The following is a 24,582-nucleotide window of genomic DNA, read 5'->3' as shown; positions in this document are numbered from 1 at the left end:
AATTTAATTCCGTCATGTTGCATCGCATGACATAAAGTGACTGGAAGCGTTTACGACCCTTATTATGCGCTGTCATTATTATCTTGTCAAGTGATTACCGTAACAATCATCTTCGAAATAACATTACTAACTACTTTACTTATGTGTTTTGTAACGTTACAATAGACAGTGAACAAACCGTTCCTCCTTCCTTCTTCAAATCCCGGAAGTGCGTCTTGACACACTATGGAGGAACGGGAACAATTAAAGAAAACGAGTATTATTTTAGCGTTCTTGCGCATAAGCGCAGCGCCGAAATCAAGTCCCGACGGAGGTTGACCTCGTGAACAGAAAAGTTACGATGCAGGATATCGCAGACAAGCTAAGCTTGTCCAAGAATTCCATATCTCAAGCGCTCACCGGCAAGCCGGGCGTAAGCGACGAGACGCGCCGATTGATCATGCAAACGGCGGACGACATGGGTTACGTATACAGCAAGCGGGTCGACCAGCCGGCATCGCCGCAATCGGCTCCGCGTACGATCGCCCTGATCGCTTCGAATTACGCATTCTCTATGAAAAGCTTCTTCGGCGATATTTATCTGAGCGTCGACAAAGAATTGAAGCAAAAAGGCATTGAGCTTATTATCCAATCCATCAGCCCGGAGGATGCCGCTTCCCTTACGCTGCCGCCTTTTATTCAACAACGCGCGGTTGACGGCATTCTTATTTTGTCTCATATAACGACGCCTTATATCCAAGCTGTTCTCGACACCGGAATTCCTTCCGTGCTGATTGACCATCACCATCCGGACCTCGCTGCCGACTCTATTCTGACGAACAACCGGTTCAGCGCATACGAGGCCATCCGCCATTTGGCTAATTTGGGACATAAAAAAATCGGGTACATGGGAAATATCCGTTTCTCGCCAAGCTATTACGAAAGGCTCGAGGGAATGCGGCTGGCCGCTTTCGAGCTTGGCATCGAACTTAAGGAAGAGTGGCTTGTAACCGCGGCGAAGGAAGAAAGCGGAGAAATCCGAACGCTCCTGGAGGGAATAACCGATCTACCGACCGCCTGGTTCTGCGTCAACGACGGATTCGGCTTTATGGTGAATTCGGCTTTGCAGCAGATGGGGCTACGCGTCCCGGAGGATGTCTCCGTCGTCAGCTTTGACAACGGTTACTTGTCGAAGCTCGCCACGCCGCCAATCACAACCGTAGATGTCGATCTTCATCTATACGCGCGCTGCGCCGTCGAGAAATTGATCAGCCGGCTTAACGATTCGGAACAGCCGCGGACGGAGACCCTGCTCTCCACCAAGCTGCTCGTAAGAGGCTCTACCGGTCCGGCTTTGCAGCAGAATTAAGCTTCTTCCTTACGTTAGGCACAAAAAAAGCGGCCAGCATGAATCATGCTCGGCCACTCTTTCATCTAGTATGATTATGTAATCGTTTTGTCTTGTTCTAAATGCTCTAAAGCTGCTCCAGCGCCTCAAGCGTAAGCAGCATATGCTCGATCAGCTCGGACAAATCATTCATTTGCTCCTCGTCAATGCGGCGGTTGAAACGAAGCTCCACAGCGTTCTTGTACAGGTTGCCGCCCCCGCTCTTGCTTCCGTATACGAAGCTAAGCGTCTGGGTGAGCGAGACCTCCGCCCCCCATTGCTCCCTTACGGCTGTCTGGATTCGCTGGCAATGCGTTTCCGCATCGGGCATAGCCAAATGGAACAGCAAACGAAGACTGCAGCCCGGCGGCTCGCCTTCCTGCAGCTCCAGCAGCTCCGTCGCCAGGTCGCGGAGCGAGGTATCCAGCCGGATTTCGCCGATAATCCGCTTCTGCCGGTCGCTGCCGGCTAATACGAATTGCAGGGCGAACTCGCGGCACATCACCGCCATATCCAGCCGATCCACGCGGTTAACGATCCGGATCCGTTCGTCCAGGTTATCCAGATCATACAGCTGATTTTCCAGGGCGACCTTCAAATTATCGAAGATAGTCGGGTCAAATAACATCGCCATACACGAACTCCTCCAACCGTTCTAAAGCCGCTTCGTCAAAAGGACGCGAATTGTCGTAATACAGAACCGACGATTCCGGCAGCTCCCACGCAAGCGATCTGCGCCCAAGCGAACGGGAGAATGAATCCCAATGCACCAGCTTATATTGATCCGTCGCAAGCCCGCGCTCCTCGATCCGGCTGTAATGCATAGCCTCATCCTGCAAGTAAACCACAACCGCCTTCACATCGACATCGTCCAGGGAAGCGCCGGCTGAAGCCAGCTCCTTCACAATCCACGAAGGGTCGCTGATTTCCTTCGTAAACGGCCCGATGACGAAGGCATCCGTCCCAACGCCGACGTTTTCGAGCGCGGCATCCATCGTAATCCGGTAGCCGAGATCGCGGCACAGCTTCTTATAGTCTTCCGAATCGCGGTCATTCGGGTCCAGCCCGGCAACCGTCATAATCTGAACGGCTGCTGGCCGCAGCATCGTATCCATATCGAATACCGCCGCGCCGCGCTTACGGGCAAGCGCTTTGGCCAGCGTTGTTTTTCCCGCTCCGGCGCCGCCGACGAAAAATACAAGCTTTCGCATGACTTCCGCCCCCTACTTCCGCTGCAGCTGCTTCCAGACGGTCTTGTTGCTGTATTCCTTCGAGCTGCTGATGTCTTGGCCGAACCATTCCGGCGCCTCGAACGAAAGAGCGGCTTCCTCGGAATCGAACTCCACCTCAAGGACGGTCAGTTGAATCTGGTCGTAAATATCAATCTCTATTCCAACGCCGTTCCATTCCGCCGTTATCCGGTTTTTCGTCAAGGCAACGGCGCCAAACGCTTTCACGACCTGCTCGTATAGCCCCTCGTTGATCTCGTACTCGACTTCCTCGCGCTTAATGCCGAATCCCTTCTTAAACGTATGCGTGTATGTAACCTCTCCGTTATCCAAATCCGTAATCCGGCGGACGCGCAGCTCCTGATCGGCCTCCAGCGCCAGGTAAGTCTGCTCGATTCGCTGCTCCGAGCGCACCCGAATTCGGTCTCCCAACTGCTCGTATGGTACGGCCAGCAAAAATTTGCGTTCGATCTCTAATGCCATGAATACTTCTCCCCCATAAACATGAATTTGCTTAATCATATCACAATCCGCCGCTTGGACGCGCCAAAAAACCGGGAGATGCCTTTTCCCCCGGTCCACAGCGTCATTTAATATTTTTCCCGTAAAAGATCTCGTACATCTCGTCCGTCAGCCGCTCCGTAATTTCCTTCTGCTCGTCCATGCTCAGCTTGTCCTTCGTGTAGCCGAACAGGTAGTTATTGAGATCGAATTCCCGCAGCTTGCATTTGGTGTGAAAAATATTTTCCTGATAGACGTTTACGTCAATCATGTCGTATTGGTCGATAACCTCGTCCGGAATGTAATTCTGGATCGAATTGATATCGTGGTCGATAAACAGCTTGTTGCCGTTAATATCCCTCGTAAAACCGCGAACCCGGTAATCGATCGTCATTATGTCCGTATCAAACGAATGAATCAAATAATTCAGCGCCTTAAGCGGCGAAATCTCCCCGCAGGTTGCCACGTCGATATCGGCGCGGAACGTGCTGATTCCTTCGCTCGGATGATATTCGGGATACGTATGAACGGTAATATGGCTCTTGTCCAGCTGCAGCACCACATTGTCCGGAAGCGGACCCGGCGACTCGTCAAACGTCGATTCGGTCGGCACCTCCACGATTGGCCCTTCCGAGACCAGGATCGTAACGCTGGCGCCTTGCGGCACGTAATCCTGCTTGGCAATGTTCAGGACATGCGCGCCAATGATGTCGGCAACCTGCTTCAATATTTTCGTGAGCCGGTCGGAATTGTACTGCTCGTCGATGTATTCGATGTAGGCTTCGCGTTCTTCCTTCGTCTTCGTATAACAGATATCGTACATATTGAAGCTGAGCGACTTTGTCAAATTGTTAAAACCATGCAGCGTAATCCGCTGCTCGGGCGTAAACTTCACCTTCAATCCCCCCGTTCCTAACTCTTCCACTACTATTACCCATTTTTCCGGGGCTGATTCAAATTATGGCAATAATCTCATGTTGAAGGCAGGTGCGGGATAAGCCTTTTATGGTATACTGCTTCAATAAAGAATTGCATTGGAGGGCCAGCAATCATGAAAATTTACGTCGTTGTCTCGTTCACGGAGGACGGGATGGAAAATGTATACGTCGGCGATGACCAGGAAAAGGTGCAGTCGCTGAACCCGGATGACTTCGAGAACAGCGATGCGCTGTTCGTCGAGATTTGGGAAGACGGCGAGAAGACCGACGAATACCGCGTCGGCTCGTACGAAGAGGACGAAGAAGACGAGGAACCCGAGAACTAATCGTACGCCAAAAACGGTCCCCGCGATGCCTGATGCCAGGCAAAGCGGTGACCGTTTTTTATTTTACAGCAAACCTAAGCTTCGCAGCTCCCCGGCGGTAAAGACGCGGGATCTCGTCAGGAAGCGCAATCCCTCCGGTCCTTCCAGCGAGAACATCCCTCCACGCCCGGGAACAACGTCGATGATCAGCTGCGTGTTTTTCCAATAGTCGTATTGCGCCTTGGTCATATAAAACGGCGCGCCGCCAATCTCGCCAAGCAATACATCCTGAACGCCGATCAGGAATTCGCCCAGCGGGAAGCACATCGGCGAGCTGCCGTCGCAGCATCCGCCCGACTGATGGAACATGACGTCGCCATGCTTGGCCCGGAGCCGTCCGATCAGCTCAAGCGCGCTTTCCGTGGCAAGCACCTTAAGCACGGTTTCCGCGGCCATAATTAGAAGAAGCCTAACGCATCGGGGCTGTAGCTGACGAGCAGGTTCTTCGTCTGCTGGTAATGAGACAGCATCATCTTGTGGTTCTCGCGGCCAACGCCGGACATTTTGTAGCCGCCAAACGCCGCATGCGCCGGGTAAGCATGATAGCAGTTCGTCCAGACGCGGCCCGCTTCGATCTGGCGTCCCATCCGGAACGCTGCGTTGATATCCCGCGTCCATACGCCGGCCCCAAGCCCGTACAGCGTATCGTTGGCAATCGCCAGCGCTTCCTCCGGCGTGCCGAAGGTGGTGACGGCAACAACCGGCCCAAAGATCTCCTCTTGGAAAATCCGCATGCCGTTATTGCCGCGAAGCACGGTCGGCTGAATATAGTAGCCCTGCGAAATATCGCCCTCGAGCGCCGCGCGGCCTCCGCCAATCAGGCATTCGGCGCCTTCCTGGCGGCCGATGTCGATATAGCTTAAGATTTTCTCCATTTGCTCGGTGGATACTTGCGCCCCGATCATCGTATCCGTGTCGAGCGGATTCCCCTGCTTGATGGATGCGACACGCCGCAGCGCCTTCTCCATAAAACTGTCGTAGATCGACTCCTGGATCAGCGCGCGGGAAGGACAGGTACACACTTCCCCCTGATTCAGCGCAAACAGAGTAAAGCCTTCCAACGCCTTGTCGAACAAGGCATCATCCTTCGCCATAATATCCTCGAAGAAAATGTTAGGCGATTTGCCGCCAAGCTCCAGCGTTACCGGAATGAGATTTTGCGAGGCGTACTGCATGATGAGGCGGCCGGTTGTCGTCTCGCCCGTGAAGGCAATCTTCGCAATCCGGTTGCTTGAGGCAAGCGGCTTGCCCGCTTCCAGCCCAAAGCCGTTAACGATGTTAACGACTCCCGCAGGCAGCAGATCCTCGATCAGCTCCATCAGCACGCAGATCGAAGCCGGCGTCTGCTCCGCGGGCTTCAGGACGACGCAGTTGCCCGCAGCCAGCGCCGGAGCAAGCTTCCACGTCGCCATGAGCAGCGGGAAGTTCCAAGGGATGATCTGGCCAACGACGCCAAGCGGCTCGTGATAATGGTAAGCAACCGTGTCGTTGTCGAGCTGGCTGAGCGAGCCCTCCTGCGCGCGGATGCAGCCGGCGAAATACCGGAAATGATCGATCGCGAGAGGCAGATCGGCTGCCAGACATTCGCGGATCGGCTTGCCGTTATCCCAGGTCTCGGCAACGGCGAGCGTCTCCAGATTGCTCTCGATCCGGTCGGCGATCCGGTTCAGGATATTCGCGCGCTCCGCCGCGGAGGTCCGTCCCCAGGCAGCTTTCGCCGCATGCGCCGCGTCCAGCGCAAGCTCGATATCCTCCGATGTGGAACGGGCTACTTCACAGAAGGCCGCGTTGTTCACGGGAGAAACGTTTTCGAAATATTGGCCTTGCGTTGGCGGCGTCCAGCGGCCCCCTATGTAGTTCTCGTACCGTTTCTTGAACGTAATCTTCGAATCCTGCTTACCCGGCTCAGCGTAAATCATGGGCTAACCATCTCCTTTTCGAAAAGTAGCTTGCTAGCGTTATTGAGAGATTCCGACGCGCAGTTTCACGAAAACGCTACCATAGTGATACAAGCTTATGCATGGCAGGTTGATGGTAGAACGGAAGGCAAGGTGAAACGGCTTCGCCATACTTTGGCGGCGAGGCGCGTTTCATTCCGGTGAATTCTAAGCCATATTTATTGGATAAAACAATAAATTCTTAGAATTCAAAAAAGCCGGCCCCCTTGCGGGGCCGGCTTCGTCTGCTGTTTGTTGTCTGCCAAGCCAGACGTTTACAGCATGATTTTGCAAATATCGTTCGTGAACTGAACCGGATCCTGCACCGTCAAGCCTTCGATCAGAAGAGCTTGGTTGAACAGCAGGCTCGTATAGAGGCTCAGCTTTGTTTTATCGGTTGCGTAAGCATCCTTCAGCGCCTTGAACACGTCATGATTCACGTTTATTTCCAGCACCTTGCTGGCTTTCACGTCCTGGCCGTTAGGCATTGCCTTCAGCACCTTCTCCATCTCGATCGTCACTTCGCCTTCGGAAGACAGACAGACCGGATGGGATTTGAGACGCTTCGAAGCTTTGACGCCCGTTACGTTGTCGCCAAGAATTTCTTGCATGGCCGCAAACAGATCCTTGTTATCGTTAGCTTCTTCTTCGGTTTGCTTCTCAGCTTCGTCCGCTTCGATGCCAAGGTCGCCGCTGGACACGTTTTTGAACGACTTGTCTTTGTACGTGCCAATCATCTTGATCGCGAACTCATCGATATCGTCGGTGAAGTAGAGCAGCTCATAGCCTTTGTCCGTTACGATCTCGGCTTGAGGCAGCTTCTCCAGACGCTCGATCGACTCGCCTGACGCGTAGTAGATAAACTTCTGGTCTTCCGGCATGCGGGATACGTATTCCTCAAGCGTAACCTGCTTCTTCTCCTTCGAAGAGTAGAACAGCAGCAGATCCTGCAAGGTATCCTTGTTCGCGCCGTAATCGTTGTACACGCCAAACTTCAGCTGACGCCCAAACGCCTTATAGAAGCCTTCGTACTTCTCGCGTTCTTCCTTCAGCAGGCTTTGCAGCGTGCTCTTGATTTTGTTCTTGATGTTTTTCGCGATCAGCTGCAATTGACGGTCATGCTGCAGCAGCTCCCGGGAAATGTTCAGCGACAGATCCTCGGAATCGACCATCCCTTTCACGAAGCTGAAATAGTCCGGCAGCAGGTCCGCGCATTTGTCCATAATGAGGACGCCGTTCGAGTAGAGCTCCAGCCCTTTTTCGAATTCCTTCGTGTAGTAGTCAAACGGCGTATTTTCCGGGATAAAGAGAATCGCGTTGTAGACTACCGCGCCGTCCGCGCTGATATGGAGATGCTTCAGCGGCTTGTCGAAGCCGTAACGTTTCTCGAAATAGAAGTTGTCGTAGTCTTCCTGCGTCAGCTCGTTTTTGTTTTTGCGCCAGATCGGAACCATGCTGTTGATCGTTTGTTCCTCTTGGTATTCTTCGAACTCGCCTTCGCTGCCTTCTTTGGGACGCTGGCCCTTCACGTCCATCTTGATCGGGTAACGGATAAAGTCCGAGTATTTCTTAATGATCGATCTCAGGCGGTACTGTTCGAGGAACTCGTCGTAATTGTCGTCCTCGGTGTTCGGCTTGATCGACATGATGATATCGGTGCCCACATCCGCTTTGTCCGCAGGAGTAATCGTGTAGCCGTCAGCGCCTTCCGACTCCCATTTGAATGCCTTATCCGCACCAAGCGCACGGCTGATGACTTCAACCTTGTCCGCCACCATAAACGCGGAGTAGAAGCCTACGCCGAATTGGCCGATAATGTTGTGGCCGTCCTTCGCTTCGTTCTCCTTCTTGAACGCAAGCGACCCGCTCTTCGCAATAACGCCAAGGTTGTTTTCCAGTTCCTCTTGCGTCATGCCGATACCCGTATCCGAGAGGATCAGCTTACGGTTATCTTTATCCACCGTTACCTTTATGTAATAGCTCTCTTTGTTGAACACCAGCTGGTCGTCCGTCAATGCTTTGTAGTAGATTTTATCAATCGCGTCGCTGGCATTCGAGATAAGCTCTCTCAAGAAAATTTCGCGCTGCGTGTAAATGGAGTTGATCATCATCTCCAGCAGCCGTTTCGATTCCGCTTTGAACTGTTGCTTTTCCATTCGTGTGATGTTCTCCTTCCAATATCGTGAGTTTGCGTTAGCACTCTCCGTGTTGGAGTGCTAAACCTTGCCTTTACTATATAATATGGAGATTTTGAGTGTCAACCGGATATAGGGAATGACTTTAATAAAATAAAAAAACTCCGTCCTACAAGGACGAAGTTATCGTTTGCATCTTTAATGAACCTTCTATTTATTCAACTATAAGTTTAGCCTTCATATTGGCGTGGCCTGAGCCGCACATTACATTACAGAAGACTTCATACGTACCGGCCTCATTTATTGTCACAACCTCTGAATCACCGGAGTGCAGTTCTTTGATTTTAAGGTCCTTAAATGCAATACTATGTACGCCAGACCCTGAATCTAACGTTAGCTTAACGGCTTCTCCTTTTTTAATTCTGTACTCGGCTTTATCAAACTCCCAATTCTTTGCCTTGATAACGACTTCATTCGCAATTGTGTTTGACTCTTCACCAGCTCCTGAATGAACTTCTTCATTTTTACCGGCTCCACATGCCGTTAGCAATAGGACATACGCAACAATAATGACGGAAACCCATGTTATACGAGACACGCTATCCCCTCCTTGTGATGGTAATAGCTTAAATCCTCCCATTTATATCTATCAATACGTCTATCTCTATATCAGTCATAGGAATCTCTAATATCGATGGGGACCACGCCTTTTTTCACACTGGCTTTTTTAAAGATATAAGCGATAGCTATATCTTATATAGACAGACTCCTATTGATGGAAGCACAAAATGGATACTAAGATATTTCTAATGCCCAGCCATGATTGGGTTGTGCGAATTGAACATATCGGAGGTATTTAAATTGGAAATGAAAACGGGGCAGTTAACGACAAGCTGGGGAGCTCCGGTGGGAGATAACCAGAATTCGATGACAGCCGGCTCCCGGGGTCCAACGCTTATTCAAGACGTTCATCTTCTCGAGAAGCTTGCTCACTTCAATCGCGAACGAGTTCCTGAACGCGTCGTGCATGCGAAAGGTGCCGGCGCGCACGGCTATTTCGAAGTCACCCGTGACGTATCGTCCTATACAAAAGCCGGCTTTTTGTCCGAGGTTGGCAAACGTACGCCCGTGTTTGTACGCTTCTCCACGGTTGCAGGCGAACTCGGCTCCGCGGATACCGTCCGTGACCCTCGCGGCTTTGCCGTCAAATTTTATACCGAAGAAGGGAACTATGATTTGGTAGGAAACAACACCCCTGTCTTCTTCATCAGAGATGCTATTAAATTTCCCGATTTCATCCATACTCAGAAAAGACATCCTCAAACCCACCTGAAGAATCCAGACGCCGTATGGGATTTCTGGTCTTTGTCCCCCGAGTCCTTGCACCAAGTATCCATCTTGATGTCCGACCGCGGCATCCCCGCTACGCTCCGTCATATGCACGGTTACGGCAGCCACACGTTTAAGTGGGTGAATGCGGATGGACAAGCAGCTTGGATCAAGTATCATTTCAGAACGGAACAAGGGGTCAAAAACCTGGATGTTGAGCTGGCTGCCAAGCTGGCCGGCGATAATCCCGATTATCATATTGAGGATCTGCATACTGCCATAGAGCATTCAGACTTCCCTTCATGGAAGCTGTATGTTCAAATCATGCCGCTTGAGGATGCGAATACCTATCGTTTCGACCCGTTCGACGTAACAAAAGTCTGGTCGCAAAAAAACTACCCTCTTATCGAGGTTGGACGTATGGTACTCGACCGTAATCCGGACAATTATTTTGCCGAGGTAGAACAAGCTGCTTTCTCTCCCGGAGCCTTCGTACCGGGTATTGAAGCTTCTCCGGATAAAATGCTTCAAGGGCGTTTATTCGCCTATGCCGATGCGCATCGCTACCGGGTTGGCACAAACCATAACACGCTTCCCATTAATAAGCCTGTTGTCGAAGTGAATAATAACCAGCGCGATGGTCAGATGCGTTATGACCGCAATGGGGGGAGCTCGGTATATTATGAACCGAACAGCTACGGAGGAGCGACCGAATCCGCTGTATCCAGGACAGCCTCGTTTGAAGTATCCGGTTCAGCGGGCAGTGCCCCTTATGACAATAATGACCATTACACGCAGCCCGGCGACCTGTACCGGTTGCTTAGCGCGGAAGAGCGCGGGCGTCTGGTAAACAACATCGTAAATGCAATGAGACCGGTTGATAAGGATGAAATCAAACTTCGTCAAATCATGCATTTTTATAAAGCCGATCCCGAATGGGGAAATGCGGTTGCTGAGGGGCTTGGTTTGAGAGTTACGGAGTTGGCTTAATTCATTCCCTCGTTAAACAATCAAAGAGCAGTTACTCGAAAGCTAGTAATAGCCTGAGTAACTGCTCTTTTTTCGTTATAAAAGGAATGAATTATTTTGCGGCAAGAAAAGCAGCAACCTCGGCTAGACGGGAAGCGTAACCCCATTCATTGTCGTACCAAGCGGCTACGGATAATAACCCGCCCTGCACTTGCGTCAATGGCAGATCGATAATGGAGGAATGAGAATCCCCTACAATGCGGGATGAGGCCCATTCGCCCTCCAATACATCTAAAACTCCCTTAAGCTCCGCTTCGCTAGCGGCCAAGCGGAACATGTCATTGATCTCTTGAACGGAGCATGGTTTCTCCGTAATCAGATTAAGCTCCGCGATACTGCCTGTGCGAGTCGGGATTCGGTAAGCCTTGCCCGTAATTTGAAGATCGCTCCAAATAAACTTAAGCGCCTTCGCCGCTCCCGAGGAGGAAGGGATGATATTCTCCGCTGCCGCCCAAGAATCCCGGCGATCCTTCATAGGCTGATCCGTTAAGGATTGCGTGTTGGTATACGAATGAACCGTGGAGAACAAGCCGTATTTAATGCCGTAATTTTCCTTAACCAATTTCACCACGGGTGCCAGCGCATTGGTCGTACAGCTGGCCATGCTAATAATTTTATGCTTATCCGGATCAAAGCTGTCAAGATTAATGCCTTTAAGCAGAACAGCGTCGCAGTCCTCGAGACTTTTGCTTGGCCCGCTGACAAGCACACGCTTGGCACCGCGATCAAGATGCATTTGAGCAACGGGTCTGGTCACGGCGCGTCCCGTACAGTCAATGACCAGCTCAACGCCTAGCTCTCCCCAATTAGGCACTTCACTGGACGAATTCATATAGCGGATTTCACGCCCGCCTATGATGATCGCTCCTTCTCGGCCGAGAACCCCTTCAGGCCAACGTTTGTAATTCGTATCCACCTCAAAAAGCGCCGCAAGCACGGATTCCTCTTTTATATCAGAGATCGAATACGGTACAAAAAGCTTCTCCTGAAGCGCTACTCGAAGCAGTTGCCGACCGATGCGCCCGAATCCGAAAATTGCAATCTTACTCATGGTATCCTCCCCTTATCATGAAGAAAAATAGGTTCATTTCTTGCTTGGATCGAGCTCCTGCACTTGAATAGGCGGCAGGTTCTTTTCTATTTCCGCACGGCTGTTTTCAAACCACAACGGCAGCATTAACGCCTCGCCCAGATGATCTTCATGCTCATCATTTGCGAAACCCGGAGGATCTGTCGCGATTTCAAACAAAATGCCGCCATGTTCGCGAAAATAAATGGCATGAAAATACTGTCGGTCGATAACCGGCGTAGGATGGAAGCCGCTGCTTTCCACATGGCTTCTCCAAGCCTCATGCTCTTCGAAATCCCTGGCTCTCCAAGCGATATGGTGAACCGTGCCTGCACCGGGGATTCCCGCATCCATCGGCTCCGCATTCACGTCAATCAGGTTGCCTAGCTCCCCTTCCGCCTTATAGCGAATTAAACCGCCTTCTTGCCCTACCTTTTCAAGACCCAAAACGTCCTCAAGAACTTTAACCGTATCTACGGATGCCGTGCTGTACAGCACCGCGCCTCCAAACCCTTTGATAGCCTTATCCGCCCGGATACTCCCAAATGACCAAGCATTGAGATCGCCGTCTTCTCTTTCAACTATCTCTAACTGCAGACCGTCGGCATCCAGAAATTCGATATAGGTTTCGGAGAAGCGGGTGCTTTCCGTGAAGGAAATATCAAACGCTGCGAGACGCGCTCTCCAATATTCAAGTGCGCCTGGCGGCACTACGTATGTTGTTGTACCTACTTGTCCTCCGCCTATTCGGCCCTTATGGGAGAATTCGTATGGGAAGAACGTGATAATGGTTCCGGGGCTGCCTTGTTCATTGCCGAAGTACAAATGGTAAACTTCGGGCGCGTCAAAGTTAATCGTTTTTTTCACAAGACGAAGCCCTAGGACTCCAGCATAAAAATCTACGTTTCTCTGAGCATCCTTCACGAAACAAGTAATATGATGGATGCCTGCCGTTTTCATTGTGATATTCCCCATTTCTCCCAGACTCCTTCTGTTAGGTTTATCGATCATGCTAGTAACCGAACATACTATTAATAAATCATAGAGAAAAGAGCTCCCGCGAACCATTCCGTTTTCTCTATATTGGCATAGCGAATTTACTATATCTTCGGCCCGAATAACCTAGCCTAAAAATGATTTCAGCATCCATACGTGCTTTTCGAGCGAGTAATGAATGGCTAGCAGCATATCTCCGGTTGTCTCATCGCCTTCCTGATTAGCGATACTCATCCCTTCTTTAAGCTCATTAACAATCGTTTCGAAATCAGCTGCAATCGTGCGGACCATTTCCGTAGCGCTCTCATTACCCGCCGCATCCTTAACCGTTGCGATTTCGAGAACTCCATGCAGAGTCGCTACGGGACTGCCGCCCAATGCCAGCAGCCGCTCGGCCAGATTGTCCACATGCAGCGCGGCCTCCGTGTACAGTTCTTCAAACTTTAGATGCAAAGTGAAGAACTGCGGACCTTTGACATACCAATGATAGTTATGGAGCTTGGTGAACAGAAGACTCCAGTTCGCTATCTGAGTGTTTAACGCGACCATAAGTTTTTCAGACATCATAAATCTCCTTTGCAATTTAGCATTAAATTCCAGATGTCAATATAACACAAGCATAAACGTGATGTATATGCGGATTTCTTATTATAAGAAAATGCTATACGAGGCATAGATAGATCGATATTGATCGGATGAAGCTCTATTTATACGATTATGTTACAAAAAATATAAAGGAGAATTCGAATGGGAGTACGTTTTTTAAAAATGGCTGTTATCTACATTGTTCTCGGTATTGGCATTGGAATCTACATGGGTACGACTTTGAACTTTGCGTTGACTAGCGTTCACGCCCACGCCAATCTTTTCGGATGGGCAACCTTGGCTCTTTGCGGATTTACTTATCTGCGTTTCCCCAAGGCCGCAGAATCTCCGCTGGCTAAATGGCACTTCTGGCTGCAGGGTACAGGCTTGCCAATCATGTTGATTTCGCTATCCTTCATGGCAAACGGTTATGATCAAGAGTGGCTATCGACTATAAAGCGTATAGGCGAATCCGTTGCCGGAGTCGGAATTCTTGTTTTTGCGGTCAACGTATTTATGCATGTTAAGGAAACCGGGAGGGAGGAACACATTTGATTAACACCGTAAAGCCTATTAAACCGCATTATCGTTTAACGACTCTATTATTATTCTGGTGCTCATTGATTGTCGTCTCCGCTTTATATTTAACGATACCTCTGCTCTCCGTATTCGAGGACGTATTCCAGGTGTCATCTTCCGACGCGGCTTGGGCGGGAAGCGCCTTTTCTTTTGCTTTTGCGGGTGGAGGACTTCTGTTTGGCGGGCTTTCCGATCGTTACGGACGAAAAAAAATGATGATTGCCGGGTTATGCCTGCTGACGGTATCAACCCCTTTTATAGGAACCGTTCAAGAGTTTCATTGGCTTATTGCGTTAAGAGCGATTCAGGGATTGGCAGCATCCATGTTTCCGCCTGCCGTGCTAGCCTACGCTATGGAGATGTTCCCGGCTAAGAAAAAGGTAACGATTCTTGGTTTTATAAGCACCGCCTTTTTAATGGCCAGCATCGTTGGACAGATCTATAGCAGCACCGTCGAGATGGCACTAAGCTGGAAATATGTGTTTTACATCCTCGGCATCGTGTATGCTGTTTCGTTTTTTTTGATTGCATCAGGCATACCCAAAGATATAACGCAGAAGCCGGAGGGCAATTGGTTAACTCCTCTTAAGCGCATCGGCGGTATTTTCAAGAAAAAAAGCCTGCCCTTCTGTTACATCATTTCCTCAACCCTCTTTATCGCGCTCGTCGGTTATTTCTCTACGCTGGGAAGTTATCTAAGCAGCTCTCACTTCGGTCTGAGCCACCAGGAAATTTTATGGATTCGCGCAGCCGGCATCATTGGTATGTTCATCTCTCCGTTTGACGGAAAGCTAGTTGCTAAATTTGGCGTTAAAACTGTTCTATGGTGCGGATTAATTATGGCCGGTATTGGTCTCGGCTTGGTTGGCGTTTCGGAGAACCTCGCATTATTAATCCCGACGAGTATTATATTTACTGCCGGCATTGCGATGGCCCTTCCCGCCTTGATATCCTTAATAGGCACTTTAGCCGGAGAGCTAAGAGCCAGCGCTCTTTCCTTCCATATGTTTATGCTTTTCATCGGTGCCTCGCTTGGCCCTATCATCTCCATTTATTTAATCGATACCCAAGGTCATAGGTCTACTTTCGAGGTGTTAGCCGGATTGCTTCTGATCAGTACGGTTGTCCCGCTCTTTATTCGCTTAGAGAAAAAGGAAACCAAGACACAGACCAATCCGCACAACCAAACTAACGTTAAGTCTCATTGAGAGATTTAATGAACCAATAAAAAGTGCTCCCCATGCAGCGTCTATCTGCAAGGGGAGCATTTTTATTGTTGTTCGTGAATCAAGCGCGCAGAAAGGTTAGAATACAAAGCAATCGAGGTCGCAGAAGCCGCTTCCGTGATGATGATTGCATTTATGATGAAGATGGACCTGTTTAGGGGCATGAACGCCCGATCCGCCTCCGTATTCCGGTTCCTTGTAATAACCGCCAAAGACATTATGAGGAGACCAGTCCGGACTCGCTTTGGGAGCCGGAGGCGACAAAGACTCAAACTCCTTCGTGCCGTAGACAATTTTGCCTCCTACAACCGTGAAGACCGATTCTATTTTTTTAATGGCTTCTTCGGAGACAAGCAAGAAATTATCGGAAAGAATCGAAAAATCAGCATAATGACCCTCTTTGATTTGTCCTTTTACGTCCTCCTCTTTGGAGAACCAAGCATTCCCCGACGTATACATGCGTAGCGCTTCATGCCTTTCTACGCGGTTGGATTCAGGATACAGGCTAAGCCCGCCCAACGTCTTGCCTGTCACCAGCCAGTATAAGGCAACCCACGGATTGTAACTCGCCACCCTGGTCGCATCCGTCCCAACGCCAACGCGCAATCCGTGCTTAAGCATCTTGGTGATCGGAGGAGCATTTTCCGCCGCTTCAGCCCCGTATCTTTCCACGAAATACTCGCCTTGAAAAGCCATTCGGCTTTGAACCGCGATTGAGCCGCCTAATTCCACCACCCGCTCCAAATCCTTCTCTTTGATCGTTTCGGCATGATCGAGAATCCAGCGCAAGTCTTTGAACGGCACCTCTTTATTCACGCGCTCGAATACATCAAGAAAACGGGAGATCGACTCTCCGTACGTGGCATGAAGACGAAACGGCCAGCGTTGCTCAACGAGATGCCGGGAGACATCGAATAGTTCATCTTCAAGTACGGCAGGCAGCTCCGGGCGAGGCTCTACGAAATCTTCAAAGTCTGCCGCGCTATAAACGAGCATTTCGCCGGCTCCGTTATGGCGATAGTAAGAGCTGCCCGTGTACGGCTGCGATGAAGCGGTCCAAGCTTTAAAATCATTCAATTCATTCTTGGGATTCTGCGTGAATAGATTATAGGCCGTGCGTACCGTGATCTCTTCGCGTTTATCAAGCTCGTCAAATACCTGATAGTCATCGGGATAGTTCTGAAAACCGCCGCCGGCGTCAATCACGCTCGTTACTCCGAATCGATTCAGTTCCCTCATAAAGAGTCGGGTTGAATTCAATTGATCCTCGTATGAAAGCTTAGGCCCTTTGGCTAACGTAGCATACAAAATAGTGGCATTCGGCCTCGCGATGAGCATTCCCGTAGGGTTGCCCTTGCTATCCCTTTGAATTTCTCCACCCGGTGGATTTGGCGTATCTTTTGTATATCCGATTACCCGCAAGGCGGCTTTATTCAGAAAAGCTTGACGGTAAAGATTGAGAATAAACACGGGGGTGTCTGGGGCAATTCGATTGATTTCATCCAGGGTCGGCATACGGCGTTCAATAAATTGAAACTCCGTCCAGCCCCCAACGACACGCACCCAATGAGGAGCCGGCGTACGGTCAACCTGCTTTTTCAGCATGCGCAGCGCATCCGCTACGGATGGAACGCCATCCCAACGAAGTTCAAGATTATAGTTGAGACCGCCGCGAATGAGATGAATATGGGAGTCGTTCAAGCCCGGTATTAACATGCGTTTGTTTGCGTTAACAACCTTCGTGGAGGATCCGGCGTATTTCATGATTTCGGCATCATCCCCCACTGCCACGAATTGGCCGTCCTTCACGGCAACTGCCGTTGCTGTAGGATTTGAATCGTCCATCGTTACAATATTGGCATTATGAATGACTAAGCTGGCTTCACAATCTATCGTTTTCTTAGACATGATTCCGTTCTCCTTTTCCATCATTTTATTTGCTGTTCATTAAATGCTGGATCCAAGGTATCAGCCGCTGGCCCAAAAACATGCCGGCGAGACCAAGCAGCCCTAAAAAAGGCGGTGCAGGCGAAGGGATTTTAAGCGATTGAAAAATAACGCCAATTACGACACCCGCAGCTAGAGCTAGTACCATAGACCCCAAGCTCATTTCCCCCATATTCATTCCCTCCTTTTTCATCTTCTTACTAGATGCGTTCTATTCCTAAGTCTAAAAGTCAATATTTTTACTAGCAATAAGGCTTTCTCTATAACAATCATAGGAATTATTTATGCAAATACTTTATAGAACTTTTGATGTATATAGTTTTTATCTATGAAATATATAGAAAACTGAAGATTGTTCGCATGGTTGTATTTCAATAGACTGAGTACATGCAGCGCGATTTCCAATTTATTGGGACTGTTGTAATTATATTCGGAAAAGGTAGGGATCTTAGTATGTTTAACGGGAAGACGGATTTACTTACAGCTGACAATTCTGCAATCATTCTTGTAGACCATCAGCCTCAAATGCTCTTTGGCGTTCAAAGCGCCGACCGCCAGACCATCATTAACAATACGGTTGGATTGGCCAAGACAGCTAAAGTGTTTAATGCACCGATCATTCTTACGACCGTAGCAGCGGAATCCTTTTCTGGCCCGCTTCACCCGCAAATTCAAGAGGTATTCCCGGATCATAAGCCGATTGACCGAACATCCATGAACTCCTGGGAGGACGAAAACTTCTTAGCGGCGGTGAAGAAAACGGGCCGTAAAAAGCTGATCATCGCAGCGCTTTGGACGGAAGTTTGTCTGGCTTTCCCTACAATTGCAGCCATCAAAGACGGATACGAAGTATACATTGTAACGGATGCTTCCGGCGGGACAACAACGGAAGCGCATGACATGGCTGTTCAACGCATGATTCAAGCAGGAGCCATTCCGGTAACCTGGCTGTCCGTTTTGCTTGAATACCAACGCGATTGGGCGCGCCAAGAAACCTATGACGCCGTTCTGTCGGTCGCTAAGGAACACAGCGGAGCTTATGGCGCGGGTCTTGTTTATGCGCAAGCGATGTTTGGCGGCCACGGGGGATAAATCTATTCCGAAGCGGAACTCGCTTAACGGGAGTGGAAAATAGAGAAACGAATATTAGAGGAGTGAAGGCTGAAGCATGGCTAAATTAACAGTCGGAACAGAAAACGGACAACCCATTGAATTGTATTTTGAAGATCTTGGCGCAGGAAAACCTGTCATTTTGATCCACGGCTGGCCACTGAGCGGACGCTCGTGGGAAAATCAAGTTCCAGCGCTTATCGAAGCGGGTTACCGCGTGATTACCTATGACCGCCGCGGATTCGGACAATCCTCCCAGCCGTGGAACGGCTACGATTATGATACGTTTGCGGCCGATCTCCATAAGCTGATTGAGCATTTAGACCTTAAGGATGTAACGCTGGTCGGGTTTTCGATGGGCGGCGGAGAGGTTGCCCGTTATGTCGGCACTTACGGAACAAGCCGCGTCAGAAAAGCCGTGCTCGCCGCAGCGGTTCCGCCGTTCTTCTATAAATCTGACGAGCATCCGGAAGGCGGTCTGGATGAAGCCGCCATTCAGAGCTTCCAAGAAGGCCTGAAGAAAGACCGTGTCGCCTTCCTTGACGGCTTCACCCATAATTTCTTCAAAGCAGGGGATAGAACCGATCTCGTGAGCGAGTCCTTCCGTGCTTACAACGTTGATATTGCTTCGTTTGCTTCGCCTAAGGGAACGCTGGATTGCACGGATGCCTTCGGCCGGACGGATTTCCGCGGCGATTTGGCTAAATTCGATATCCCATTGCTCGTTATCCATGGCGATTCCGATGCGATCGTGGCGCTTGAGGTAAGCGGTCAGCTTTCCCACGAAGCGGTTGCGGGCAGTCAACTCGTCGTCATTGAAGGCGGGCCGCATGGTCTGAACGCGACCCATCCCGAGGAATTCAATACGGCTTTGATTCACTTCCTTAATGCCAAATAAATAAAAAATGACCCATAAGAAGGATGTTGTCCGAGAACAATACCCTCTTGTGGGTCATTCGTATAGTTATGCTTGGGTTTCAAAAAGCCTTCGCTGGCTACGGAATTCCAGCGCCGTGATGCCTTCGGTTTCTTTGAATATTCTCGTAAAATGCTTCACATTCTCAAAGCCAACCTGATCGCTGATTTCGTATACCTTCAAATCGGAATGCACCAGAAGCTCCTTTGCCTTATCCAGCCTTAACCGGCGAACATAATTCGAGAAGCTCTCCCCGCTGTATTCCTGGAAGGCATAACTGAAATACGAGTAATTGAGGGAGAAATGGTTGGACACGACCGCCATGTTCAAATCGTCGGCATAATGCGTCTGCAAGTAATGAAGAACCTTTTGCATCGTATTTTGTTCCGTTGGCGCTTGCTCTCTCCGATTTTGGATGAACCGATCAAGACTATCGATAAGCTGCCCGACGGCTGTGCAATAATCTCCGAAGCGGTCGAAGTTCCCGATGTGGCCCACGTTGGCATACGTTCTTAATTGATCGAGCACCTTATATCCGTAGATGCTGTACAGCTTGTCAAACAGCTCTTCGTTGAACAGCTGGCTAATCCGCTCCAGATAACCAATCTCGCAGCTGCTAATAGTGCTGACGTCGAGAATTTGATTAAGAAGCTGTTTGATTTCATCGCCTCTCCCCATCCCAAGGAGATTCAATATTCGCTGAATCAACTCAACAGGTACGGCATGCTTCTCATTGCGTTCGCTTAAAATCGTATGATCCAGCACATCGCGCTCTGAAAGCAGAATACCGTACTTCAACGTTTGCTTCGCTTGGCTGTATGCCCATCTTATCTGCCCGATCCCTTGAACGGAATCGCTTGTTGCAATTCTCAGCTGCGACCCGTATGCATGCCGCCTCCATTGTTCCGCCAACCGGCGGAACAGTACCGGATCGCGCGCGAGCATCATCGTTCCGCCTTTTCCGTCACGTGTGAGCAGCCAATCCGCATGCCCCTGTAACAGCTCCGCAATTTGATTCCTGAAAGAAGCAGCATCCGTACTGCCAGCCTGTAATCCTCCATTACGCCGCAAAATCAACCCCAGCGTATATCCTGCATCCAGCCACTCTAAGCCAGCCTGCTTAAGCTTGTTTGGTGTCAACGCTTCGCCCGCATCCATCTGGGTCAAATGCAGGGTAACCAGCTCGGCAGCCAAAAGACTGGCATTCTCGCCCGTCCCGTCTGCTTGCTCTTCTCTTGCCCTTATCTCCCGTATCAATCGCTCCAAAGCGGCAAACAATTCTTCCCGAACCACCGGCTTTACGAGATAATCCTTCACAGCATAGCGGATCCCTTTCTGCGCGTATGCGAAATCATTATACCCCGACAGCAATATAACCTCGGGTTTGACCGGGTGATCTTGAAGATGCTCTAGAAGTTCGATTCCATCCATAATGGGCATTCGGATATCGGTTATCAAAATATCCGCAGGCTCTCGGATTAGAAGCTCCAGCGCTTCTTGTCCGTTCTCGGCAAATCGGTAGTTGAACCGATCAGGAAACTGCCTCTCGATTACCGATTGCAAGCCCCTCCGGATAATTTTCTCGTCGTCGACGATCAGCAGCCTAATCATCGATGTCCACTCCTCCTCCCATGACTCTATACGGTAAAGTCATGATTATGCGTGTATAGCTTCCTTCCTGGCTTTCGATCTGAATCCCGTATTCCGGCCCATAACTCATCACCAAGCGTTGATCCACATTACGCAGACCGATTCCGTTGCTATCCTGGTTATCCTTCCGAACAACCAGCTGCCGGACATCCTGGTAAGCGGACTCTTCCATTCGCAGCATTTGATTCAATAAACCCAGCATCTCTTCCGGTATGCCGCAGCCGCTGTCCGTGATCTCTATGACGCAAGCGCGGCCACGCTTGGTTGCAGAGATAGCAACGACAAGATTTCCGTCACTGGAATGCATGCGGCTCATCCCGTGCTTGATTGCATTCTCGACTACGGGCTGGAGTGACATTTTGAGCGATTCCTGCGTAAGGCATTCCTGTGCAATCGACAGACGGAGATCAAGTCGTCCATCATAACGGATATTCATGACGGATATATAATGCTGAACCTGCTTAATCTCGTCACTGAGCATGACGTGATCCTGTTTCCATTCCATGGAATACCTCATCATTCCGCCTAGAGAGGTCATGATGTCCGATATAAGGTACTGCCCTTCAATCTCCGCCAGCATCTTGACATTTTCCAGCGTATTGTAAAGGAAGTGGGAATCTATCTGATTTTTTAGCGCCTTAAGCTCAGCTTCTTTACCCGCCGCCTGTCTAGCTGCCTGCTCTTGGATGAGCTCGTTAATCTTCAGAATAAGCTCGCGGTAATGAAAGCCGAGCTCCCCTACCTCATCGCTGCCGGTCATTGGCGGCAGCTCGACGTTGAAGTTACCGCTTCTTACCTGTTGCATCGATTCTCTTAACACCTTAAGTCTGCGCAAAATAAACGCCTGCATGAAGTAAGAAAGCACAACGAGAAAGGCCACCAGTAACGAAATGAGTACAAGATAACGAACCCTCGAATGATTAATGCCCTCCATCGTGTCCGCAAGACTAACCATATTGACCAAGTGTACGTCGACCGATGGAATGTAGATCATAAAGGCCAGGTAGGACTGCCCGCCTACCTCGAACTGAACCGTCTCGTAATTTGTGTTACTTGTCAGTTTCACCCTGTTCATTAATTGCTCCGCGCTATGCTGCTTGAACAGAGGTGAAGTCTTCAAGCTGTATACCTGTCCGTTCCTCGCTGCTACGATCAGCTGGGAGTTACTGTCCTGCACGCTGCTGAACGTTTGAGTGAAGAAATCCGACAGCTTCATGGATATCTCTAGAATCCCGTTATGCGCTCTGTTGTCCGCATACTTGAATTCCTGCAAGTATGTCATGAAGGGCTCACTTGGGGATGGTTCGGAAGGCAAGCCGGTGAGGACTACGCTCTCCTGTATTTCCCACCACGGCAAACCGCTCTGCTTCATTACATCATCATGCCAAGACTTATCCCGAATACGCGATTCCTGTAGAATGACTGGCCAGATCTCGTTCACGTAAAGGTTGTCCGTGAACAAACGGACATTCGCAATTCTTGGATTATTGAATAGAAAATATTGAAAGTTGTTGACCACGTCTTTCTTAATATGAAGAACATACGCCGCACTCTGCGTTTGTTCGATTTGCAGATAATTGTTCATTTCCCGATTAGACAATGCCAGCTGACCGGTCCATCCCATCAGCTCTATATTATTCTCAATGTTTATCTTCTCGACCGCGAGCACATTCTCGTTATTCTTCGTCAATTCTTCCATCGCCTTGGCGGACTCTTCATTTAGCGTATACCAGGAGAATAGAATAACAGGTATGAGGATGACGAACACAAACGACAGAATCAGTTTGACTTGAAGCGAAAGTTTTAACGTGAATGCGCGTATCCCCATTAACAAGCGTATTAAAGAATATCCCATCTCCGGTTTCACATCCTGCTGCTTCTAAAAGAACTATTGCTCGAAAGACGACTTCAGCTTTTGAACATTCCGTTCATAGGCTGCTTGCCGGATAGCCATAATAGCCCGATACTCGGGATCCTTGGTAATGGTGTTCATGAATCCGGAGTACAGTTGATCGAATTCGGCATCCGATCCCGCCATCAGCAGCTTCGGCAGCGTCTCGGCCCAGAGCCGCGTTTGTTCGCCTTCCGCAATCCCTTCCTTCGTCGTCGGGTCCGGATCCAGATTGTCGAACTCGGACATGCTGATCGTCTTGCCTCTCGTCCAATCGGCAATTTGCTTGGCCGGCTCGGCATTCATCCCCGTCATCCATGCTAGATTCATGTTTGTATCCATCAGCATCCAGTACATATAAGAACCGCCATACTTTTTATCAAACGCTTGGCGGTCGGTGTTGAGCAGATGCATCACCGCCGGCAAGAATTGATCCTTGCCGTCTATCGTATCGTAAGTAACGCCTTTTTCTCCTAAGTACAGATCCTTGTTTCCCTCTTCGCTGAGCAAATAGCTGAGGAAGGCAATTGCCCGCTTTTTATCCTTGACGTTCTTCGAGATGAGCGTCACCGTCCATCCGGAGATGCCGTTGCCCGCAAGTGTAGGCGCATCATGTGCGTCATTCGCAGGACCATCAATCGCGATATATACTTTATTGGGGTCCTTCTGATATAACTTTTGATTAATCTCCGTAAAATCGGACCATTGATAGAGCATGGCAAAATAGCGGCCTTGCGATATTTTCTCATCCTTTTCCAACCGCTTTTCATCAATATAGACATCCGTCGGCATAAGCCCGTCCTCATTCGCTTGACGGAACACCTTCAACCATTTCAGATACGTTGGATCGCTGCGGCGATCATACAGCTTACCGTTCTTCTGCTTCGGGATCGCCAGGAAATTCTGTAGATACTCGTCCAGCGAATAGTTGCCGGTTTCCGTAAACTCATGCAGACCGATTGGAATTAGCGGCTGGCCGTCCACCTCGGGAAACTTCTCCTTCGCAGCCCTAAGCGCTCCGAGAAACCCTTCCGGCGTGCTCATATCCGGCTTCCCGAGTGCTTCATACAAGTCTTTCCTGACTACAAAGGTCTGATTAGAGGTAAAAAGCTGACCGTATTTTTCATAATCGGCAGGGGATGAGGAAGCATTCGGGTAACCGTACACATTGCCGTTAGACTGTGTGTACCAGCTAAGCTTTGCGGGATCCGCGACCTTAAAAAAATAAGGATCGTATTCATCCGCCAGCTCGTTCAACGGAAGCACCATATCACCATTGATCATCTTCTGAACGGCATCCTCGTACCAGCCTAGCGTAATGAAATCAGGGAGCGATCTTGCCGACATCATCGTATTAAGCTTCTCGCCGGCGTCGCCGGCAGGCACGATAAAGTTCAAGCTGACGCCCGTCTTTTTCGTTATATAATCGGAAACGGCGTTTCCTCCCCACTTGCTGGTGAACCAATCGAAATTGATATACCAATCAAACGTAATCGGTGTCGTGTCCAGCTTCCAGGCAGGCTCATCCGGGGAAATCTTCTTATCAGAAGCATCTGCCTCCATAGAATTGGCGTTCGAATTCGCGGGATCTTCAGCAATGCCATTGCTCGAAATGCCAGTGTTAACGGAACAAGCCGCTAACGTCCAACACATCATCAGAGCTATTAACAGCGTTGCTGATTTAAACATCTTACCCATTAACTACTCTCCTTTGTCTGCACAGCAAATAACTAAATAAACCGTTATTGTAATATACTACCAAAAACTAGTAGAATTATGCTGGT

The 24,582-nt window shown here is 49.6% G+C and carries 23 protein-coding genes; 7 read left to right on the top strand and 16 right to left on the bottom strand.

Annotation, left to right across the window (positions count from 1 at the left end; genetic code table 11):
• The first annotated feature begins 322 nt into the window (after nt 1–322).
• Entirely contained in the window at nt 323–1,348 is a 1,026-nt protein-coding gene (locus CFI03_RS19745; RefSeq protein ID WP_127492830.1) for a LacI family DNA-binding transcriptional regulator, read from the top strand.
• Nucleotides 1,349–1,454: 106 nt separating this feature from the next.
• Here CFI03_RS19745 and CFI03_RS19740 read toward each other — a convergent pair whose 3' ends face one another.
• The 4 genes from CFI03_RS19740 to speD form a co-directional block, all read right to left on the bottom strand.
• On the bottom strand, nt 1,455–2,000 hold the full coding sequence (locus CFI03_RS19740; protein ID WP_248758844.1) for a hypothetical protein: 546 nt from the start codon (nt 1,998–2,000) through the stop codon (nt 1,455–1,457).
• Complete coding sequence (locus tag CFI03_RS19735) at nt 1,984–2,577, bottom strand: P-loop nucleotide/nucleoside kinase family protein (RefSeq protein ID WP_201008281.1); 594 nt, start codon at nt 2,575–2,577, stop codon at nt 1,984–1,986. The genes CFI03_RS19740 and CFI03_RS19735 overlap by 17 nt, the downstream gene beginning before the upstream one ends.
• A gap of 12 nt (nt 2,578–2,589) precedes the next feature.
• Nucleotides 2,590–3,078, bottom strand: coding sequence for a CYTH domain-containing protein (locus tag CFI03_RS19730; protein ID WP_248758842.1), 489 nt, complete (start codon nt 3,076–3,078; stop codon nt 2,590–2,592).
• Between the two features lie 103 nt (nt 3,079–3,181).
• The gene (gene speD / locus CFI03_RS19725) at nt 3,182–3,991 is read right to left on the bottom strand and encodes an adenosylmethionine decarboxylase (RefSeq protein ID WP_015846969.1); all 810 of its coding nucleotides are present in this window, start codon (nt 3,989–3,991) and stop codon (nt 3,182–3,184) included.
• Between the two features lie 156 nt (nt 3,992–4,147).
• Here speD and CFI03_RS19720 point away from each other — a divergent pair, with 156 nt between their 5' ends.
• The gene (locus tag CFI03_RS19720) at nt 4,148–4,360 is read left to right on the top strand and encodes a hypothetical protein (RefSeq protein ID WP_127492821.1); all 213 of its coding nucleotides are present in this window, start codon (nt 4,148–4,150) and stop codon (nt 4,358–4,360) included.
• Nucleotides 4,361–4,423: 63 nt separating this feature from the next.
• On the opposite strand, the gene CFI03_RS19715 is transcribed toward CFI03_RS19720, so the two are convergent.
• The 4 genes from CFI03_RS19715 to CFI03_RS19700 all read right to left on the bottom strand — a co-directional run bounded on the left by CFI03_RS19715 (nt 4,424) and on the right by CFI03_RS19700 (nt 9,069).
• Complete coding sequence (locus tag CFI03_RS19715; protein WP_248758840.1) at nt 4,424–4,795, bottom strand: DUF779 domain-containing protein; 372 nt, start codon at nt 4,793–4,795, stop codon at nt 4,424–4,426.
• A 2-nt stretch (nt 4,796–4,797) separates the two neighbouring features.
• Nucleotides 4,798–6,318: an aldehyde dehydrogenase gene (gene adh / locus CFI03_RS19710; protein WP_248758839.1), complete on the bottom strand. Its 1,521-nt coding sequence runs from the start codon at nt 6,316–6,318 to the stop codon at nt 4,798–4,800.
• Between the two features lie 293 nt (nt 6,319–6,611).
• Nucleotides 6,612–8,492, bottom strand: coding sequence for a molecular chaperone HtpG (gene htpG, locus CFI03_RS19705; RefSeq protein ID WP_248758838.1), 1,881 nt, complete (start codon nt 8,490–8,492; stop codon nt 6,612–6,614).
• Nucleotides 8,493–8,685: 193 nt separating this feature from the next.
• A complete protein-coding gene (locus tag CFI03_RS19700) occupies nt 8,686–9,069 on the bottom strand; it encodes a cupredoxin domain-containing protein (RefSeq protein WP_248758836.1) in 384 nt (127 codons plus the stop codon).
• Nucleotides 9,070–9,338: 269 nt separating this feature from the next.
• Here CFI03_RS19700 and katA point away from each other — a divergent pair, with 269 nt between their 5' ends.
• On the top strand, nt 9,339–10,790 hold the full coding sequence (gene katA, locus CFI03_RS19695; RefSeq protein ID WP_248758935.1) for a catalase KatA: 1,452 nt from the start codon (nt 9,339–9,341) through the stop codon (nt 10,788–10,790).
• Between the two features lie 91 nt (nt 10,791–10,881).
• Here katA and CFI03_RS19690 read toward each other — a convergent pair whose 3' ends face one another.
• The 3 genes from CFI03_RS19690 to CFI03_RS19680 form a co-directional block, all read right to left on the bottom strand.
• Nucleotides 10,882–11,880, bottom strand: coding sequence for a type I glyceraldehyde-3-phosphate dehydrogenase (locus CFI03_RS19690; RefSeq protein WP_248758834.1), 999 nt, complete (start codon nt 11,878–11,880; stop codon nt 10,882–10,884).
• A gap of 33 nt (nt 11,881–11,913) precedes the next feature.
• Complete coding sequence (locus CFI03_RS19685; protein WP_248758932.1) at nt 11,914–12,864, bottom strand: ring-cleaving dioxygenase; 951 nt, start codon at nt 12,862–12,864, stop codon at nt 11,914–11,916.
• 156 nt (nt 12,865–13,020) lie between these two features.
• The gene (locus CFI03_RS19680) at nt 13,021–13,458 is read right to left on the bottom strand and encodes a Dps family protein (protein WP_248758833.1); all 438 of its coding nucleotides are present in this window, start codon (nt 13,456–13,458) and stop codon (nt 13,021–13,023) included.
• A gap of 183 nt (nt 13,459–13,641) precedes the next feature.
• Between CFI03_RS19680 and CFI03_RS19675 the strand changes: the two genes are divergently transcribed.
• Nucleotides 13,642–14,034 carry a hypothetical protein gene (locus tag CFI03_RS19675; RefSeq protein WP_248758832.1) on the top strand — a complete coding sequence of 131 codons (393 nt, stop codon included), beginning with the start codon at nt 13,642–13,644 and terminating at the stop codon, nt 14,032–14,034.
• On the top strand, nt 14,031–15,266 hold the full coding sequence (locus CFI03_RS19670; RefSeq protein WP_248758831.1) for an MFS transporter: 1,236 nt from the start codon (nt 14,031–14,033) through the stop codon (nt 15,264–15,266). The genes CFI03_RS19675 and CFI03_RS19670 overlap by 4 nt, the downstream gene beginning before the upstream one ends.
• Nucleotides 15,267–15,362: 96 nt before the next feature.
• Here CFI03_RS19670 and CFI03_RS19665 read toward each other — a convergent pair whose 3' ends face one another.
• Together CFI03_RS19665 and CFI03_RS19660 are read right to left on the bottom strand one after the other, a co-directional pair.
• Nucleotides 15,363–17,192 carry an amidohydrolase gene (locus CFI03_RS19665; protein ID WP_248758830.1) on the bottom strand — a complete coding sequence of 610 codons (1,830 nt, stop codon included), beginning with the start codon at nt 17,190–17,192 and terminating at the stop codon, nt 15,363–15,365.
• 25 nt (nt 17,193–17,217) lie between these two features.
• Nucleotides 17,218–17,403 (bottom strand): XapX domain-containing protein, encoded by a 186-nt coding sequence (locus CFI03_RS19660; protein ID WP_244935528.1) that lies wholly within the window; start codon nt 17,401–17,403, stop codon nt 17,218–17,220.
• Between the two features lie 281 nt (nt 17,404–17,684).
• Between CFI03_RS19660 and CFI03_RS19655 the strand changes: the two genes are divergently transcribed.
• Nucleotides 17,685–18,323, top strand: coding sequence for a hydrolase (locus CFI03_RS19655; protein WP_127492796.1), 639 nt, complete (start codon nt 17,685–17,687; stop codon nt 18,321–18,323).
• Between the two features lie 76 nt (nt 18,324–18,399).
• The gene (locus CFI03_RS19650; protein ID WP_248758827.1) at nt 18,400–19,239 is read left to right on the top strand and encodes an alpha/beta fold hydrolase; all 840 of its coding nucleotides are present in this window, start codon (nt 18,400–18,402) and stop codon (nt 19,237–19,239) included.
• Between the two features lie 66 nt (nt 19,240–19,305).
• On the opposite strand, the gene CFI03_RS19645 is transcribed toward CFI03_RS19650, so the two are convergent.
• The 3 genes from CFI03_RS19645 to CFI03_RS19635 are packed head-to-tail and all read right to left on the bottom strand — an operon-like array spanning nt 19,306 to nt 24,496.
• On the bottom strand, nt 19,306–20,868 hold the full coding sequence (locus CFI03_RS19645; RefSeq protein WP_248758825.1) for a response regulator: 1,563 nt from the start codon (nt 20,866–20,868) through the stop codon (nt 19,306–19,308).
• A complete protein-coding gene (locus CFI03_RS19640; RefSeq protein ID WP_248758823.1) occupies nt 20,861–22,762 on the bottom strand; it encodes a sensor histidine kinase in 1,902 nt (633 codons plus the stop codon). Before CFI03_RS19640 ends, CFI03_RS19645 begins: the two co-directional genes overlap by 8 nt.
• Before the next feature lie 33 nt (nt 22,763–22,795).
• Nucleotides 22,796–24,496, bottom strand: a complete 1,701-nt coding sequence (locus tag CFI03_RS19635) for a type 2 periplasmic-binding domain-containing protein (protein WP_248758821.1) — start codon at nt 24,494–24,496, stop codon at nt 22,796–22,798.
• Between the last annotated feature and the right edge of the window lie 86 nt (nt 24,497–24,582).

Origin of the sequence: Paenibacillus sp. ATY16 (assembly GCF_003399985.2) — a bacterium.
GTDB lineage: Bacteria > Bacillota > Bacilli > Paenibacillales > Paenibacillaceae > Pristimantibacillus > Pristimantibacillus glycanilyticus.
This window is presented reverse-complemented; position numbering and strand designations above follow the sequence as displayed.